This window comes from Arachnia rubra (genome assembly GCF_019973735.1).
Classification (GTDB): Bacteria; Actinomycetota; Actinomycetes; order Propionibacteriales; family Propionibacteriaceae; genus Arachnia; species Arachnia rubra.
The window spans coordinates 3,284,427-3,300,606 of sequence record NZ_AP024463.1; the positions used below are offsets into that span (position 1 = coordinate 3,284,427).

15 protein-coding genes are annotated in these 16,180 nt (G+C 61.0%); 6 read left to right on the top strand and 9 right to left on the bottom strand.

Features of this window, described 5'->3' with window-relative positions:
* Positions 1-395: 395 nt before the first annotated feature.
* The 8 genes from SK1NUM_RS14945 to rpmH all read right to left on the bottom strand — a co-directional run bounded on the left by SK1NUM_RS14945 (position 396) and on the right by rpmH (position 7,619).
* Positions 396-539, bottom strand: coding sequence for a hypothetical protein (locus SK1NUM_RS14945; RefSeq protein ID WP_212323764.1), 144 nt, complete (start codon positions 537-539; stop codon positions 396-398).
* Between the two features lie 1,310 nt (positions 540-1,849).
* Positions 1,850-2,251 carry a hypothetical protein gene (locus tag SK1NUM_RS14950; RefSeq protein ID WP_212323765.1) on the bottom strand — a complete coding sequence of 134 codons (402 nt, stop codon included), beginning with the start codon at positions 2,249-2,251 and terminating at the stop codon, positions 1,850-1,852.
* A 2,302-nt stretch (positions 2,252-4,553) separates the two neighbouring features.
* Positions 4,554-5,201: a 16S rRNA (guanine(527)-N(7))-methyltransferase RsmG gene (gene rsmG, locus SK1NUM_RS14955; protein WP_212323767.1), complete on the bottom strand. Its 648-nt coding sequence runs from the start codon at positions 5,199-5,201 to the stop codon at positions 4,554-4,556.
* A 44-nt stretch (positions 5,202-5,245) separates the two neighbouring features.
* On the bottom strand, positions 5,246-5,716 hold the full coding sequence (locus SK1NUM_RS14960; protein ID WP_212323768.1) for a Jag family protein: 471 nt from the start codon (positions 5,714-5,716) through the stop codon (positions 5,246-5,248).
* Between the two features lie 36 nt (positions 5,717-5,752).
* The gene (gene yidC / locus SK1NUM_RS14965) at positions 5,753-6,844 is read right to left on the bottom strand and encodes a membrane protein insertase YidC (protein ID WP_212323771.1); all 1,092 of its coding nucleotides are present in this window, start codon (positions 6,842-6,844) and stop codon (positions 5,753-5,755) included.
* A complete protein-coding gene (gene yidD, locus SK1NUM_RS14970; protein ID WP_223927650.1) occupies positions 6,845-7,120 on the bottom strand; it encodes a membrane protein insertion efficiency factor YidD in 276 nt (91 codons plus the stop codon).
* An 8-nt stretch (positions 7,121-7,128) separates the two neighbouring features.
* Positions 7,129-7,473, bottom strand: coding sequence for a ribonuclease P protein component (gene rnpA, locus SK1NUM_RS14975; protein WP_212323773.1), 345 nt, complete (start codon positions 7,471-7,473; stop codon positions 7,129-7,131).
* Positions 7,474-7,481: 8 nt separating this feature from the next.
* Entirely contained in the window at positions 7,482-7,619 is a 138-nt protein-coding gene (rpmH, locus tag SK1NUM_RS14980; protein ID WP_212323775.1) for a 50S ribosomal protein L34, read from the bottom strand.
* A gap of 382 nt (positions 7,620-8,001) precedes the next feature.
* Between rpmH and dnaA the strand changes: the two genes are divergently transcribed.
* The 5 genes from dnaA (at position 8,002) to SK1NUM_RS15005 (ending at position 13,233) form a co-directional block, all read left to right on the top strand.
* Positions 8,002-9,336, top strand: coding sequence for a chromosomal replication initiator protein DnaA (gene dnaA / locus SK1NUM_RS14985; protein ID WP_212327895.1), 1,335 nt, complete (start codon positions 8,002-8,004; stop codon positions 9,334-9,336).
* Positions 9,337-9,868: 532 nt separating this feature from the next.
* Complete coding sequence (dnaN, locus tag SK1NUM_RS14990) at positions 9,869-11,029, top strand: DNA polymerase III subunit beta (protein ID WP_212323786.1); 1,161 nt, start codon at positions 9,869-9,871, stop codon at positions 11,027-11,029.
* Between the two features lie 139 nt (positions 11,030-11,168).
* Complete coding sequence (locus SK1NUM_RS14995) at positions 11,169-11,402, top strand: hypothetical protein (RefSeq protein ID WP_212323788.1); 234 nt, start codon at positions 11,169-11,171, stop codon at positions 11,400-11,402.
* Between the two features lie 117 nt (positions 11,403-11,519).
* Positions 11,520-12,689, top strand: a complete 1,170-nt coding sequence (gene recF, locus SK1NUM_RS15000; RefSeq protein ID WP_212323789.1) for a DNA replication/repair protein RecF — start codon at positions 11,520-11,522, stop codon at positions 12,687-12,689.
* Positions 12,682-13,233 carry a DUF721 domain-containing protein gene (locus SK1NUM_RS15005; protein WP_212323790.1) on the top strand — a complete coding sequence of 184 codons (552 nt, stop codon included), beginning with the start codon at positions 12,682-12,684 and terminating at the stop codon, positions 13,231-13,233. The genes recF and SK1NUM_RS15005 overlap by 8 nt, the downstream gene beginning before the upstream one ends.
* Before the next feature lie 53 nt (positions 13,234-13,286).
* Here SK1NUM_RS15005 and SK1NUM_RS15010 read toward each other — a convergent pair whose 3' ends face one another.
* Entirely contained in the window at positions 13,287-13,784 is a 498-nt protein-coding gene (locus SK1NUM_RS15010; RefSeq protein ID WP_212323791.1) for a YfbM family protein, read from the bottom strand.
* Positions 13,785-14,114: 330 nt separating this feature from the next.
* Between SK1NUM_RS15010 and gyrB the strand changes: the two genes are divergently transcribed.
* Positions 14,115-16,157 (top strand): DNA topoisomerase (ATP-hydrolyzing) subunit B, encoded by a 2,043-nt coding sequence (gene gyrB, locus SK1NUM_RS15015; protein ID WP_280526533.1) that lies wholly within the window; start codon positions 14,115-14,117, stop codon positions 16,155-16,157.
* Positions 16,158-16,180 lie beyond the last annotated feature (23 nt).

Consider the following 16,180-nt stretch of genomic DNA (forward strand, 5'->3'; position numbering starts at 1 on the left):
CTCAGGAATTCCCCCGGCCATCATCGAGAGTTTCGCTGCCGTTTCACGTGAAACGGCAGCGAGTAGGCCCATTGCCTAGGGGTGATACCGGCATGCGGCGCTACAGACAAAGACCTGGCGGAGGTGAGCTGGAGATTTGGAAATGACACGATACCCACTCGAAGCTCTACGAGGTCGATCAACAGCCGCGCTCCCATCCTGCTCACTAGACACCCAAGAAGCTCTCGCTCAACGGGCAAGCGACGCCCACACTCACTGTCACGATAGAAGCAAGGTGGCATTTGATCCCGTAACGCTGTCTCCAAGCACCTCACACTCTCTACCGCAAGGATTCTCTCAGCCCGACGATTCCACGGCCGAATCTGTGCCGACAAGCACGCAACGTATACAGCCGCTCAATAGCCCGCAGGATAAGGCGGCATGATGGTGCATGTCGTACTTAAGCTCTTCACGAGCTTCAGATCCCGCTCATAGGCGGGTGGTGGGCAAGCAACGTCCACCACGTCCGTCGATTTCGCCGTGAAAATACGCTGAATCATGCGCCGCTCCCTACCCCCCACCAGGGGCCTGGGTGCCACGTCAGCTAAACCCCCTCAGTAGGTCCGTGCGACCCCTTCGATCGCACCTGCCAAGCTCAAGGCATCGTCATGGGTGTAGCAAGGTAGTGTTCGCATGGCAGCTCCCACCTCAGACCTGACGAGTGAATTTGGCGGTAATAAGGGGACCCGGGCTTTCTGGAGTCTCCCTGCAGCTCTTCCGAAGTCCTGAAACCGGGCGGAAGCCCAGCAGGAGCACTAGTCCTATCGGCTGATTCTGATTGAATTCGACCACGTGACACAGAAGTAGAAGCTCCGTGACGAGGCACTCTCTGGAAGCTAGTCCACCGTGATGGCCACCTTACCTATGACTCGGGCTCTCTTGGGTATGCCAACCCGGATCAGTGCAGCCCAGCCATTGACGATTTCATTGCGATGGTCAGCGTACAGCACAGCGCTCTTATCATGCCTTGTCAGAGCGGATTCTGGAGCGGCTCGTATCACAACACCACGGCATCGGAGTTATTTCTAAATTCCTATCTGCCTCAAGCCATATATAGGTAAGTAGGCAAAACTATTTATCTTTTAGAGGTCTGGAGGCCATCGTCGTCTACCGTGGCTGGGGCTGGTTCCGGACCTTGAAGAGCCTTATGCCGTGTGTCGGGAGGTTCCCCAGTAAGTCGGCTCCGGGGTGGATGCTGCGCCAAGACAACCGAGCGAAACGCTACCGGGGCGTACCGCGAGCAAAGTGAACGAAGCGAGCGCCGCATCCAGAGCCAATAGACACCGGCGAACTAACGCCACACGACACCAGCTTTCCTTCCTGGTCTCACTACGCGCTCTCTCCGTTCACCAGGTAGGTTTCCTCGGTCAAGACAAGGTCAGCCCCTCATGGTATGAGGGGTCCAGGGATTTCAGAGCCCAGCCATGGCTCGAAGCAGGTGTTGAGGCACACCACCAAAAACAATCCTCTACGACGGCCTATACACCTTCCCACGGACACAAGCATTGAACCCGACTGGGAACACACCAGCATGTGTGGGAAGTCCCTTCTCAGCGGTTCTCCCCTCCGCGGGGATGACGCATCAAGCAGGCGGTTACTAGCATCATGCAAGACGTAAGAAAACACAGTAAACATGGCATCGGGTGTCCCGTCGGGTGCTTCCGGCCCCGGATACGGTCACCTCCTCGCCTGCGGCACCCCTAGTGTTGCGTGACTCAACTACCTCGCGAAACATCCACTCTGGAACCAGCCCTCGCTGACGAGCCTCCGATACACGACTCCAGGGCTAGCCGCAACGTGTGCCCATCCATCAGCGAATCTCTATCCTGCTACGATCCACCAGTCCACACACCGCTATGTACTGACGCGTTTTCTCTACGTCAGGAGCGCAGCCGCAATGGTGGGGGTAAGTCCATTGATCGGTCGTTTCACGTGAAACGCCCTCCGCCCCACTCCACATCAGACAGCTGATCTGCACGACGTGCAAGAGCCTCCGAGAAACATGCAACACAGTAGTCAGATCGTCTTCAAGTTGTACCGATAAAGCAATATACATATAAATACTCTCCAAGGTCGCTGTCGACGATTTCCCGAGGATCTTCGTTGTGGCTGGGCCGGCTCTGATGGCATGCAAAAGTTCGTCAGTAGCAGTAAGAGGCAGGTCCGGAACAGATGCTGCGACGAGGAAACCAGGCGAAATGATGAAGGTCATACCCACACCACGAGCAAGGCACGCCAGAGAGAACATCCGGCACAAAGACGAAGACACGCATCACCACTGTGAATCACCCGACTCGCATGGCTAAAATCCTGCTCTAACGTGAAGCCATGATGTTGACCATCGTCGGTGGGCGTCTTTGCCGCGGAAGTTTACCGATGGCAGCTCTGGAGAACCTGACGATATGAAGCAACAAACCAAGCGCCCTTTGGCCAGCCGACCGGGTGGTGCATCGATGATTACAAGCAGACAGTGACTGCGATGCGTTCCCTGGACAAATCGCTCATAACCTCGTGAATAACCAGGATCCCCAAAAAACCTGCGCTGCACCCATCCCCTACCCATCCGCCGCAACGCCCTGGTACCTGGTCACGTGTCATCATTCACCGGTGACTTCCGGCTCCGGATGCAGCACCTCGCTTCGGTCACCTCTCTCACGGTACGGATACAATCTGGTAGTGCTTCCTCCACCCGGCCACGTTGGCACAGCATCCGGTCTGGCTACCTCTCGTTGACGAACGTCCGGCGCAGTCATCAGGGGCATGCAAGCTTGACTCTGCGGTTGCGTTTCACGTGAAACGCACCGCTACTCTCCCAGGCGAAGAATCTAAAAGAGAAAAATCCTCACCATATAGCGACGCTGAAGCTCATTCACGGATAGCCGGGAAGACAGTGAAACCCCTTGCCGGAGCCAGATTGTCCGAGGCGATGAATAAGCCTTGCCGGTCAGGTCAGCACGTGGCATGAAGCTATCCCTTACCCGCCAGCCAGTATCCTCGTCTTTGCCAGTCGGTGTCTGGCAGAGATAACTCACGGTTCTGCTAGCGAGGATTTCCGCGTAATCCCGAGGCGGCGGACCGGCATCACTATGCCGTCAGCGTGTGGCCCCAGCATCTCTTCCGATGCGGCCCACCTCACACAACTGCCCATGACAGCGGCAATGCTTCTCATCCCCTAGCCTGACCGGTGTCTCACCAAATCGAGAACTCAACTCAACAACCTGGAGACCTCCGCCACGAGGATGACGACGAGGCAGGCCACTCTAGACACCATCGCGGTGAACCACAGCCACGATGCACATTGGCATGTGTCGATGATGAATAAAGTCCAAAACACCTGACGTGCACCATGTCAGCCGACTCTCTCAACAGGATTGTGTGAGTACACCCACGACGCTGGCAATAGTCTGATGGAACGACGATCAGATCCTGCTGCTGCCGCATTGCACGAAGGACTGTCACCGACGAGATCAGAGAAAACACCCGCTGCCTTGCACCCGCTAATGCATAGCAGCAATACTCTCGCAATTTATGCCATACGGGCGACTTGCAATAGCCCAAAATGCCTTGTCAGCCGCAGACGATGATGAGTCACATGGAAATTTTCCGGGCAAACTGAGCCGAAGCCGCGACATGAAGCCGCCCCGTGGATACATCTCAGCTCCATGCTCCGGGCAACCTCGTTGCCCTCGAAGTGGGGACGCCACCCTCGTCGTCTCAGCCACCGCGCCACAGCAGAGCCGCTAGGCGCTAGGCGCAGGGTGTCCTCGGCCGCGATCACATCAGCCGCTACCAGGGCCTCGTGCAACATAAGACTGGCGAGGAAATTACTTGCAATGAGTCTCTACGTCAGGGTCAGGAGGGTTACTCATGAATTACTCCATCCGTGACATCTCCCCTTGTCAAGCGCGGGTTGCCAGGGACTCAGCAGCATTGCTGAATAAGCCTCTAGAGTTGCTTGCAGTCGTGAACGAACTACTAAGGAGACTATTCACGAAGGACTTTCAGTCCGGTTCCGGTAATCCCTCTATCAATCCTGGAGGCTTATTCGCGCCTACAAAAGACTCCTCGCAACGAGGGGCTCTGTTACCTTGCAGACCACCATGGATAAGCCTCCAAGGTTGCTTGCGGTTGTAATCAGCTTCCTGACTCCATGGTAGTACCCCATGTGGGGTAATGGTAATTCCTTTGCCGACCTTTAGCCATCCGCTACCCCACACTCCTGGATGCTCTTATTTATAGCTACCGCCACGAGGAGTTCTGTTGCCCCGAAGATCACCCGTAAATATAACCCTCTTGGTTGCGTATATGGATACCTCGTCAATGAAAAACGTTTCCAGCGGATATCATGACGCCTCTGCTCGATTTGGTACGCCCGGCCCAGTGAATACACTCAGTCACGGGAAACGAGGCACCGAAGACGGACGGTACGCCTCAGCTAACACGACGGCCAAAATACCATCTGACAAGGCTATCTGTCTCAGAGATAGAGCACCAATCGTTCAAGAGATTTGTCGCTAAATTGATTTAATCACTCGTATGGCGCGTGTTCCCTCGACCTCCGGAGCAGCACGGACCTGAAGCACCTGGGCAGTCAGCTGGTATCCGTTCAAGCGCTTACCGGCTTTCGCGATCTCCTCCTCCGCACCAGCCCCTTTCAAGGCGAGTAGCTCACCGTCAGGGAAAAACATCGGGGTGGTCCATTTCAGCAATTTCTCCAGAGGAGCCACGGCACGGCATATCACCGCATCAAATACCTCGTCGCAGTCTTCGGCGCGCAGCCGCTGCACTTCCACCTGGTCTGCGAGACCGAGTTCCTCGACAGCGATATTCAGGAAGTTGAAGCGCCGTAGCAAAGGCTCCAGCAAGACCACCCTAAGATCAGGGCGGCACAGCGCCAGCGGAATTCCGGGAAGACCAGCGCCGGAACCGATATCCGCCGCGTCCACTCCCTGCCCCAGGACATCGACCAGGGCTAGGGAGTTGGAGATATGGCGACTCCAGACTTTGTCCGCCTCGCGCGGCCCCAACAGGCCCCATTCAATGCCGCGGTTACGCAGAATTCCGGCGTAGGCCTCCAGCCTGTCAGCCCCTTGCGGGAATCTCCTCCTCAGGGCATCCCGTGCGACCTGTTCGGCAGCGCCCTGATCCTCTGTCTCCTGCATATAGATCGGTATCCGCTCTTCTGCTTTGCTACCGAGATCGCTCGTCAGGGTTTGGAGACCACCACGCGGCGGAAGGGAGGCTCGCCCTCCGACTCGCTGGTCAGGCCAGCCGCGGCCACCTCGTCATGGATGATCTTGCGCTCGTAGGCATTCAGCGGTGCCATTCTGACGGGCTCGCCATTCTCCAGCACCTCCGCGACCGCGTCCTTCGCGAGCGCCACCAGCTCAAGACGCCGCCGCTCCCGGAAACCGCCGATGTCCAGGGTGAGCCGGGAGCGATGTCCCGTCTCGGTCATCACGACCAGGCGGGACAGCTCCTGCAGTGCGTCGAGCACCTGGCCGTCCTTGCCGACCAGGCGGTCGTCCTCGGTGTCGATGACGATGTAAGCACGCTTGTTGCTGACGGAGTTCTCGATATCACCGTCGAGATCTGCGATGTCCAGCAGCTCTTCGAGATAGTCAGCCACCAGGTCGCCCTCGGCGAGGAGGGTCTCGTTGTCGGTCTTCTCACTCATGTCACTCCGATCGGATCGCCCCCGCAGGGACCGGATTCACTTCTTCTTACGAACAGACCGACTGGTGTTGCGGGGCTGGCGACGCACCTGGCTCTGCCCTCCCGACCCGTTCGAGCTGTCGGTTTTCAAGGTCGTGCGGCTGACCTGCTGGCGCACGACGCGACGGCGTCCGTTCTCGTCGGCCTCCGGCTGGGCAACCGCCATAGCAGGCCGCCTGTTCTTGCGGCGTTTCGCGTTCCGCGCCTCCATGATGGCCTTCGGGTTTTTGCCCTGGGCACGCATCCGCTCCTCCCAATCGATGTAGGCGGGCGTGTTGGGTGTTGGATTGTTGCGGATGAGGATTCCCTGCTGAGCCATCGTCCAGAAGTTGCTGACCGTCCAGTAGATGAGCACACCGATCGGAAGCACCGCCGACGAGGCCGCATACATGATCGGGAAGAAGTAGAGCATCATCTTCTGCGTCTGTGCCATGGGACCGGTCAACGCCTCCGGCGGCATGTTCTTGCGCATCAGCTGAAGCTGCGTCAGGAATAGCGTGGTCACCAGTAGGGCGATCAGGACGACGCCCAGCAGCTGGGTGGGACCAAAACTGTCCATAGGGAAAATGCGGCCCGACAGCCTCGCACCGGAAAGGCTCGCCTCCTGCAGCGACGTCACGAGATCCGGGTTGACGTGGAACCAGTAGCCCCGCACCTGATGGTCCGCGACGCCCTGCAACACCCGGTACAGGGACAGGAAGACCGGCGCCTGCAGCAGCATTGGGAGACAGGAGGCCGTCGGGTTGACCCCCTCCTCCGCATAGAGCCGCTGCATCTCTTGTGCGAGGCGCTGCTGGTCTGCGCCGTACTTCTTCCGCAGATCCTGGATCTTAGGCTGCAGCAGTTGTAGAGCCCGCGAGGAATTGATCTGCTTGACGAACAACGGGACCATCAGGGTCCGCACCATCAAGGTCAGGCAGACGATGGACAACGCCCATGAGATCCCGGAGTCTGGCCCGAACAGCGGGCTCCAGAGCCAATGGAACAGCACCAGCAGTCCGGAGATGGCCCAGTACAGGGGCTGCATCATCGCGGAGAGCATTCCATAGATGCTGTCCCAGATGGACAGCGGCACCATGAGGTCGATCATCTAGGACACCTTCTGCCCGGAGAACACCCGGGCCTCGTCTCGTCGGACTTCCTCGGCCCATGTGGCGGCCTCGGGAGTCCCGGGAACATATTCGACTCCACCTGCCGACCATGGATGGCAGCGCGCGATGCGGTGCACGATCAGGAAAGCCCCCTTGATCCCACCGTGAAACTCGACCGCGCGCTCGCCGTAGGCGGAGCAGCTGGGATGAAACTTGCAGACCTCCCCATACAGCGGGGAAATAAACTTGCGCCAGGCCCGGATGAACCAGAGCATCGGGTATTTCAACACGTCGCCCTCGTGAAAGCTCGCTTCCAGGCGGACTCGAGGTCGCCGGACAGTCTCTCGGGTTCCATGGCGGCGGATGGCAGGGCCCGCACCACCACGTCAGCGGCAAACGGGACAGGAAGACCGCCGACGAGATGTCGCAGACGGCGTTTCACCCGGTTGCGGGTCACCGCATTCCCGACTGCCTTGGACACAACAAAACCCACCCGAGTCTCCTCGGGTGGATTCTGGGTGCTCACTGCTACGTGAACCACAACACTCGGGGTGCCGGCCCGCACACCCTGCCGGAACGTCGCGGTGAAGTCACCGGAACGACGCAGGCGGCGGGATCGGGGCAGCACTACCAGGGTCAGGCAGACAGTTCCACACGACCCTTGCGACGGCGGGCACTCAGGATGGCGCGACCGGCGCGGGTGCGCATGCGGGCACGGAAACCGTGCGTGCGGCTACGACGACGGTTGCTCGGCTGGAAGGTGCGCTTGCTCATGGCGATGACTCCGTAAGGTGATCTTCAACTCAAGGGCCCCGAGGGGTCCCGGGGAAGGTCCGCTCCCTTCGGCAGCGGCTGTCCAACGATACGCGCAGCGTGGGATTTCCACAAACCGTGACGACGCACTCCCAGGCGCAGCAAATTACATCATTGTAGTCCACGAAAAGGGCGTTTCCCGTGTTGCGGATGGCTTCCAGGAGCACTAGTTTCATGTTCCACGCGGCTGGCTTATCCACAGTGCTCGGCGGCCGCCGTCCAGGGTGGGGGGACTTATACCCTGTTGTGGACAACCCTGTGGAATACCGTTCTGCCCTGGGCAGAGTGCCTCGTCAGGAAGGAGTCGCCCGTGTCCGTACCCCCCGTGCCCGAGCTGGACGCCATGTGGGAACGGATCGTTGGCGAAGTCCCCATCTCCTCCCGGGCCTGGCTGCGCCGCACCAAGCCTCTCGCGATGCACAGCAACACCGTGATGCTGGCCGTCTCCGACGAGACCACCCGCGAGCGCATCGAAACCAAGCTACGCACCGAGATCGAAACCAGACTCAGCACCGTGACAGGAACCAGGACCTACCTGGCGTTCGTCATCGACCCGGAGTTGCACGTCGAGGCGCCCGAGCAGAAAGCCACGCCCGCTCCGAAACTCATCGACGAGAAGGTCCAGCACCGCCGCCCTCCCAGCGCGAACTCCGACCTCAAACTGAATCCCCGTTACACGTTTGAGTCCTTCGTCGCTGGATCCTCAAACCGCTTCGCCCATGCCGCGGCAGCTGCCGTCGCAGAGCAGCCCGGCAAGTCCTATAACCCGCTGATGATCTATGGGCCGTCCGGGTTGGGGAAAACGCATCTGCTCCATGCGATCGGGCACTACGTCCGCAGCTATTACGAGAACCTACGTGTGCGTTACGTGTCTACCGAGGAGCTCACCAACGACTTCATCAACGCCATCTCGGACAACCGGACGGCCGAGTTCCGGCGGGCCTACCGCGACGTGGACGTACTGCTGGTCGACGACATCCAGTTCCTGGAGGCGAAAATCCAGACGCAGGAGGAGTTCTTCCACACGTTCAACACACTCCACAACGCACAGAAGCAGATCGTGATGTCCTCCGACCGTCCCCCACGACTATTGGAGGCGCTCGAACCGCGTCTTCGATCCCGTTTCGAGTGGGGCCTGATGACCGACATCCAGCCCCCCGACCTGGAAACACGCATCGCCATCCTCCGGAAGAAGGCGGCATCACAGCGGCTGACCGCCGGTACGGAGGTGCTGGAGCACATCGCGTCCCACATCACCACCAATATCCGCGAGATCGAGGGCGCCCTGACCCGCGTCGCTGCCCTGGCCAGTCTCAACCAACAGGAGATCACCCTCGAGCTGACAGAACGGGTGTTGCGGGATCTGATGCCCGACGGCAACGACATCCACGTCGACGCCGACTCGATCATCTCCGCAACCTGTGACTACTTTGGCATCTCAGCCGACGAGTTGACGGGCGCCAGCCGGGTCGCCGCCCTGGCCCGGGCCCGGCAGATCGCCATGTATCTATGCCGGGAGCTGACCGATCTGTCACTGCCGAAGATCGGCTCCCGCTTCGGGGGCCGCGACCACACCACCGTCATGCACTCAGTGAAGAAGATCGACACGAAGATGGGCGAAGACCGCCAGCTCTTCGATCAGGTGACCGAGCTCACCAACCGCATCAAGCAGAACTAAGCAGATCCTCAGCCCCGCAGCGACCCCATGCCTGGGGGCGCCGGATGCTGCCCGCACGGCAGGCGGTGAACAGCAGGCGCAAGACATCCGTCGAATGGATGCAGCCTCCCATGAGTTATCCACACATCTGTTTAGTTCGTGGTGGACACCGCGGTGGACAGGGAGCAGGTGGAAAGTAACCCACAGATCCTCCCCGTGTAGTTTTCGAGTAATCCACACCCTATCCACACCCAGAATAGTGCTCTGACAAGGTGTTTCAACAGTTTTCCACAGCTTCCACAGGCGTTACTACGAGTATGAGGATGTAATTACAGAAAAACCATCAAAGTCACACCGGTGGAAGTGTGGAAGACCTCCGGTCACGCCAGGACCAAACGGCTGACGCGGCCGGACCGCATCCACTGGCAGGATGAAGCCGTCCGGCAGGCTGACTGAACTGGGACCTGTGAATCCATGTTGATCCGGGTTTCTACCGGTATGCTGACGGGAAACCACGCCGTGGTGGCTGGTGTCAAATACTGAAGGGGACGATGTGAAGATTCGAGTGGAGCGCGACGCATTGGCCGACGCCGTTGCCTGGGTGGCTCGCAGCTTGCCGAATCGTCCCACGGCCCCGATCCTCGCGGGGCTGCTGATGAACGCCTCCGGCGATGAGGTGACACTCTCTAGCTTCGACTCCACCACGTCGGCGCAGGTGACGATGCCGGCCGAGGTCACCGACGAGGGGACGGTGCTGGTGTCGGGGCGCCTGCTCAATGAGATCGCGCGTTCCCTGCCCAACAAGCCTGTCGACATGACCGCCGACCACTCCCAGGTCGAGCTGACGTGTGGTTCCGCACGGTTCAGCCTCCAGACCCTGCCCGTCGACGAATACCCGACGCTTCCTGAGATGCCGACCCAGACCGGTCTCGTCGACGCCTCCGTCTTCGAGAAGTCTGTCAGCCAGGTGGTGATCGCCGCCGGGCGCGACGAGCTGCTCAACGTCTTCACCGGCGTTCGGGTGGAAATCAACGGCGACCAGCTCTCGCTGCTGGCCACCGATCGCTACCGGATGGCCCTAAAAGAGCTCACCTGGCAGCCGTCGTCACCGGACATCGAGGGTGCCGTGCTCGTACCGGGACGTGTATTGGCCGATACCGCGAAGTCGCTGACCTCCGGCAAGACGGTGACGGTGTCGCTGTCGACCACAGAGTCCGAGGGTGAGGGTCTGGTCGGTTTTATTGGCGAGGGTACGAGGGGACGGCGGGAGGCCACTACCCGGCTGCTGAACCAGGCCTTCCCGAAGGTCCGTCACTTGATGGATGTCGTCGGCACTGTGACCGTGCGTGTCCCCACCGCCGACCTGCTGGCTGCTGTCAAGCGCGTCTCGCTTGTCGCGGAGCGCAACACACCGTTGCGGATGATCATCGAGGACGACCACATTGCCCTTGAGGCCGCTACCGGCGACCAGGCGCACGCGTCCGAGGCTATCGAGGCGCAGGTTGAGGTCACCGGCGAGGAGAAGTCCATTGAGGCTGCCGGGTTCAACCCGCACTACCTGCTCGACGCCCTCGGGGCTCTCGATGCTCCCTACGCGCACTTCTCCTTCACCGCTCCTGGCAAGCCGTGCCTCATCACGGGCCTGGCGACGATCGACGGTGATCAGCTGTTCGATTATCGTCACGTCATTATGCTCATGCGCCTGCCCAGCTGATATTGCAGGAATAAATAATTTAAAGATCTTCTTTTCCGCCTGGCATATCTGGCTTGAACCAATGGCCGACACACCCCCTGTGGCGCTTGGCTTCGTGATCGCTTAGCCTGGTGTTCAGGCATACGAAAGGAAAAGACACATGATCTCCCTTGGAGGCCTTCTCATCCTTCTCGGCTTCGGATCACTGATTCTGCCGATTTTCAACCTCCAGTTCAAGCTATTGTTTTTTGTCGAGGGAATGCAACCTTGGTTCGGGATAATCCTGGGAATTATAGGAATCATTCTCGTGGTGCTTGGTTTTATGCAAAACAACAAGCAGGAGCAGCCCCAGCAGTCTTACCCACCTCAGCAGGGTCAGCCGCCACAGCAGTGAGCTGAGGTCCAATGTTCGGGAGGGAGCGGTTGCTCCCTCCCTTTTTCATGCGGCGCTACGAGTGTCAACGGGTGGCTAGCTTCTTCCGGTGAGATCTGCCCGTAGGATTTGAAGACGATGTTCGTCACTCACCTGTCAGTCACCGACTTCCGCAACTACAGTGCCGCTGAGCTGAATCTCGTCGCCGGCGTGAATGTGTTCGTCGGATCAAACGGGCAGGGTAAGACCAACTTGGTGGAGGCCGTCGAATACCTCTCGACAATGTCGTCTCACCGTGTCTCCGCCACCGCACCTCTGATCCGCGCCGGCGCTGAGTCCGCGATCCTGCGAGCCAGGGTGCAGGCCTCTCGTGGCGACGAGCGTCTCATCACGCTCGAACTTGAGGTAACCAACGGCCGCAGCAATGTCGCGCGCCTCAACCGGGCTCCCCTGGCGCGCCCTCGTGATCTCATCGGGGCGCTGCGCACCGTCGTCTTCTCGCCCATAGACCTGGCCATCGTGCGCGGTGATCCATCGGACCGCCGGGCCTGGCTGGACACCCTCGTCACCACTCGCTGGCCGCGCATGGCCGGAGTGCGTGCCGACCTGGAGAAGGTCCTGCGGCAGCGCAATTCACTGCTCAAGGCGATGTCCGGGAAGTCGATGCGGCAGGCGGCGACCGAGGAAGAGACAACACTACAGGCCTGGAATGAGGCACTCGCGCGGATCGGCGCCGAACTGCTGCACGCCCGCCTCGACACCTTAGCCGACGTTCTGCCGCACGCTGCCGCGGCCTACGAGACCATCGCCCCGGTGAACAACCAGATCTCGGCGCAGTACAAGACCTCCCTTGACCTGTCCGGCATCCCCGTCGACGCCGTCCGCGGCACCCTTGAGGCGCGACTGCTGGAGGCCATGGCGCAGCGGCGGCGCGACGAGATCGCCCGCGGGGTCACCCTCGTCGGGCCGCAGCGCGACGACGTCACCTTGTCCATCGGCTCCCTACCGGCCAAGGGGTACGCCTCCCACGGGGAATCGTGGTCCCTCGCGCTGGCGCTGAAGCTAGGTGGTTTCGCCCTGGTCCGCGCCGACGGCATCGAGCCCGTCCTGGTCCTCGACGACGTCTTCTCAGAACTCGACGCCACCCGCCGGGAACGCCTAGCCGGAGCTGTGGCCGACGCAGAGCAGGTGCTCATCACGGCCGCCGTCGGGGCGGATGTCCCCGATTTCCCGTCGGCGCTACGCTTTCAGGTACACGACGGCACCGTGCGGCCGGCTGGCGAGGCAGCGGAGGTGACAGATGACTGAACCGGTTAGTGACGACGACCTGCCCGCGGAGGACGTCTACGACCCGACCGGGCTGGAGCTGGCCAGTGAGATCGCGCACCAGACGGCGCGCACCTCCCCCCTGCTGCCGGAGGTCCCGGCGCTGCCCCCGAAAATCCCGAAACGCCGGCGCTGGGCCGGGGAGCAACGATCCGGCGCCCACCCCGACGACCGCGACCCGCAGCCGATCGGCAGCGTCCTGGACGCCGTCGCAAAAAGACGTGGCTGGCACCGCCAGATCTCCCTGGCCACCGTGCTGCGCGACTGGTCCGGGCTCGTCGGCGCCGTGAACGCTCAGCATTCCGTCCCCGTCGAGTTCCATGACGGGACCCTGACCATCCAGTGCGACTCCACCGCCTGGTCCTCGGCGATGAAATACAGCGCCGGGCCGCTGGTCGCCAGACTCAATCAGGCCCTCGGTGACCGGATGGTCCTGCGCATCGAGGTCCTGGGCCCGCGCGCGCCGAACTGGCGGCGCGGCCGCCGCTCCATCCAAGGCCGGGGACCCAGGGACACCTATGGATAATCTCAACCGGTATGAACGGATCCTGATGGTCTCGGATCATCGCCGTGACGCTCTCACCAGATGGCCACGATGACACTGTGACCGTGGTCTCTTGCCTGGCGATAGAAGTCACGGAGCTGATGGAAATAGCCCGTCAGTTCGTCTCGCAGGAGCTCAGGGTCTTCATCCCATATGGCCGGGTAGACCCCGGCGGCCTCGAAGGCCTGGAAATCCGCTGCTCGGATGAGGGCATTGATGTCGACCAGCTCTATCGCATCGGCGATACGCGCGACATCCGCTGCCGGGATGCCGCTGGCGAAGTAGTAGCCAATTTTCAGCGGTTTGATCCCGAGGATCACCTCGCTGTGCAGGCCCTCTTCAACGGCATCTTGTGTCCTGATGCCGGTGAGTAGGTAGTGCAACCCATCCCAGAGCTTGCCCAGGTCGCAGGAGGGGACATCGTCCTTCTTTTCCAGTTCGGCTATCTGTACGGGAAGCTTTTCCTTGTTCAGAAAGCTGATCTGTTTGAAAGTTTCGTCGTCAACGGCTGTATAGACTCCGTACACGCCCATGGGAACTCCGATCTTGGTTTGATGACATGGGACTCTAATGATGGGTTCTGACAAAAACTGCCATGGTCCGGGTCCGGCTCGTTGCAGGAGTCCTGTGGTGTGTGGTGTGGCCCGTCTGGAGATAGTGCTGCGGGAGATGAAGGTGGTTCAGAAAGCCTTCTGGCGCGCTGGGGCCCCGGGGGGCTGTATCCCGAGTCATCCTCACCCCTGCTGGAAGGTCAGAGCGTGGATTCTGGCCGGATGGCGGGGGGTTTCGGGAGAATGTCATCCGGGTTTCGCGGTAGACTTGGCAAGGTTGTACGCGCCGTCGGTTCATCCGGCGGCTGTTTCATGGAACGGGAGCACCGCGTGACAGAAGAGCAGGCGAGCGAGCTGGAGCCTCAAGGCGATCCAGGCCAGGGTGACAGCGCCCACACCGACGCGGTCTATGACGCCGACCAGATCTCGGTGCTGGAGGGCCTGGAGGCGGTCCGGAAGCGTCCCGGCATGTACATCGGCTCGACGGGGGAACGCGGGCTGCACCACCTGGTCTACGAGATCGTCGACAACTCCGTCGACGAGGCCCTGGCCGGGTACTGCGACCAGATCGACGTTGTTCTCCTCGACGACGGTGGTGTGCGGGTGGCCGACAACGGCCGCGGCATCCCTGTCAAGGAGCATCCCGTTGAGAAGATCCCGACCGTCACCCTGGTGCTGACTGTCCTGCACGCGGGAGGCAAGTTCGGTGACGGCGGCTACAAGGTCTCCGGCGGCCTTCATGGCGTCGGATCCTCCGTCGTCAATGCCCTCTCGCGTGAGTTCACCGTCGAGGTTTCCCGCGACGGCCACCGCTACGCGCAGACCTTCGATCTGGGCGTGCCCCGCGGTGATCTGGAAGAGCTTGAGGAGACCGAGGACACCGGTACCACCGTCACCTTCTACCCCAGCCCCGACATCTTCGAGACCACCGTCTTCAACTATGACACCCTCGCGACGCGGTTCCGGGAGATGGCGTTCCTCAACAAGGGCCTCAGGATCACCCTGACCGACCTGCGCACCGTCGACCGGGAGGGCGAGGACGCCGACGAGGAGCAGCGCAACGACTCCTTCCGTTTCGAGCATGGCCTGATCGACTACGTGCGCTACCTGTCGCAGTCGAAGGATCCCATCCATCCGAGCGTCATCGACGTCGAGTCCGACGACGACGTCCAGGGCATGAGCCTGGAGATCGCGATGCAGTGGAACTCTTCCTACGCCAGCTCGGTGCACACCTTCGCGAACACCATCAACACCCACGAGGGCGGCACCCACGAGGAGGGTTTCCGTGCCGCGCTGACCAACACCGTCAACCGGTGGGGCGAGACCTGGGGCTTGGTGAAGAAGAAGGAGGACCGGGTCTCCGGTGACGACATCCGCGAGGGTCTCACGGCGATCATCTCCATCAAACTGGCTGAGCCGCAGTTCGAGGGCCAGACGAAGACCAAGCTCGGCAACACCGAGGCGAAGTCGTTCGTGCAGAAGGCCCTCAACGACCGGCTGGGTGACTGGTTCGAGCGCAATCCCGCCGAGGGCAAGGACATCGTCCGCAAGTCGCAGGCGGCGGCACAGGCCCGGATCGCTGCCCGCAAGGCCCGTGACATGGCCCGCAACCGCAAGGGCCTGCTCGGCGGCGGCGGCCTGCCGGGCAAGCTCGTCGACTGCCAGTCCCGCAACCCCACCGACTGTGAGGTGTTCATCGTCGAGGGCGACTCCGCGGGCGGCTCGGCGCGCGGTGGCCGTGACCCGAAGACGCAGGCGATCTTGCCGATCCGCGGCAAGATCCTCAACGTCGAGAAGGCGCGCCTGGACAAGATCCTCGCCAACAAGGAGGTCGAGGCCATCATCAACGCCCTCGGCACCGGCATCCAGGAGGACTTCGACCTCGACAAGCTGCGCTACCACAAGATCGTGCTGATGGCCGACGCCGACGTCGATGGCGCCCACATCCGCACGCTGCTGCTGACACTGCTGTTCCGTTTCATGCGTCCCCTGATCGACGCCGGGCACGTCTACCTGGCCCAGCCGCCGTTGTTCAGGCTGCGCTGGACCAACGCCCCGCACGAACTTGCCTACAGCGACGAGGAACGCGACGAGATGCGCGACGTCGGCCTAGCCGAGGGCAAGAAGCTGCCTAACGTCAACCCGATTCAGCGTTACAAGGGCCTCGGCGAGATGAATGCTGACGACCTGTGGGAGACCACCATGGACCCCGCCAAGCGCATTCTCCTCCAAGTCAATCTGCAGGACGCCGCCATGGCCGACCAGATGTTCTCCATCCTGATGGGTGAGGACGTCGAGCAGCGGCGCAGCTTCATCCAGCACAATGCCCGCGATGTCCGGTTCCTGGACATCTGACCCGCCCGAGACGAGAGAAGGAG

Coding starts and splice junctions, on each gene's coding strand:
- SK1NUM_RS15010 (WP_212323791.1), bottom strand. CDS start 13,784: ATGGGCGTGTACGGAGTCTATACAGCCGTTGACGACGAAACTTTCAAA.
- dnaA (WP_212327895.1), top strand. CDS start 8,002: ATGTGGGAACGGATCGTTGGCGAAGTCCCCATCTCCTCCCGGGCCTGG.
- SK1NUM_RS14995 (WP_212323788.1), top strand. CDS start 11,169: ATGATCTCCCTTGGAGGCCTTCTCATCCTTCTCGGCTTCGGATCACTG.
- SK1NUM_RS14950 (WP_212323765.1), bottom strand. CDS start 2,251: ATGACCTTCATCATTTCGCCTGGTTTCCTCGTCGCAGCATCTGTTCCG.
- SK1NUM_RS14960 (WP_212323768.1), bottom strand. CDS start 5,716: ATGAGTGAGAAGACCGACAACGAGACCCTCCTCGCCGAGGGCGACCTG.
- SK1NUM_RS14945 (WP_212323764.1), bottom strand. CDS start 539: ATGATTCAGCGTATTTTCACGGCGAAATCGACGGACGTGGTGGACGTT.
- gyrB (WP_280526533.1), top strand. CDS start 14,115: ATGGAACGGGAGCACCGCGTGACAGAAGAGCAGGCGAGCGAGCTGGAG.
- rpmH (WP_212323775.1), bottom strand. CDS start 7,619: ATGAGCAAGCGCACCTTCCAGCCGAGCAACCGTCGTCGTAGCCGCACG.
- rsmG (WP_212323767.1), bottom strand. CDS start 5,201: ATGCAGGAGACAGAGGATCAGGGCGCTGCCGAACAGGTCGCACGGGAT.
- SK1NUM_RS15005 (WP_212323790.1), top strand. CDS start 12,682: ATGACTGAACCGGTTAGTGACGACGACCTGCCCGCGGAGGACGTCTAC.
- recF (WP_212323789.1), top strand. CDS start 11,520: ATGTTCGTCACTCACCTGTCAGTCACCGACTTCCGCAACTACAGTGCC.
- yidD (WP_223927650.1), bottom strand. CDS start 7,120: ATGCTCTGGTTCATCCGGGCCTGGCGCAAGTTTATTTCCCCGCTGTAT.
- yidC (WP_212323771.1), bottom strand. CDS start 6,844: ATGATCGACCTCATGGTGCCGCTGTCCATCTGGGACAGCATCTATGGA.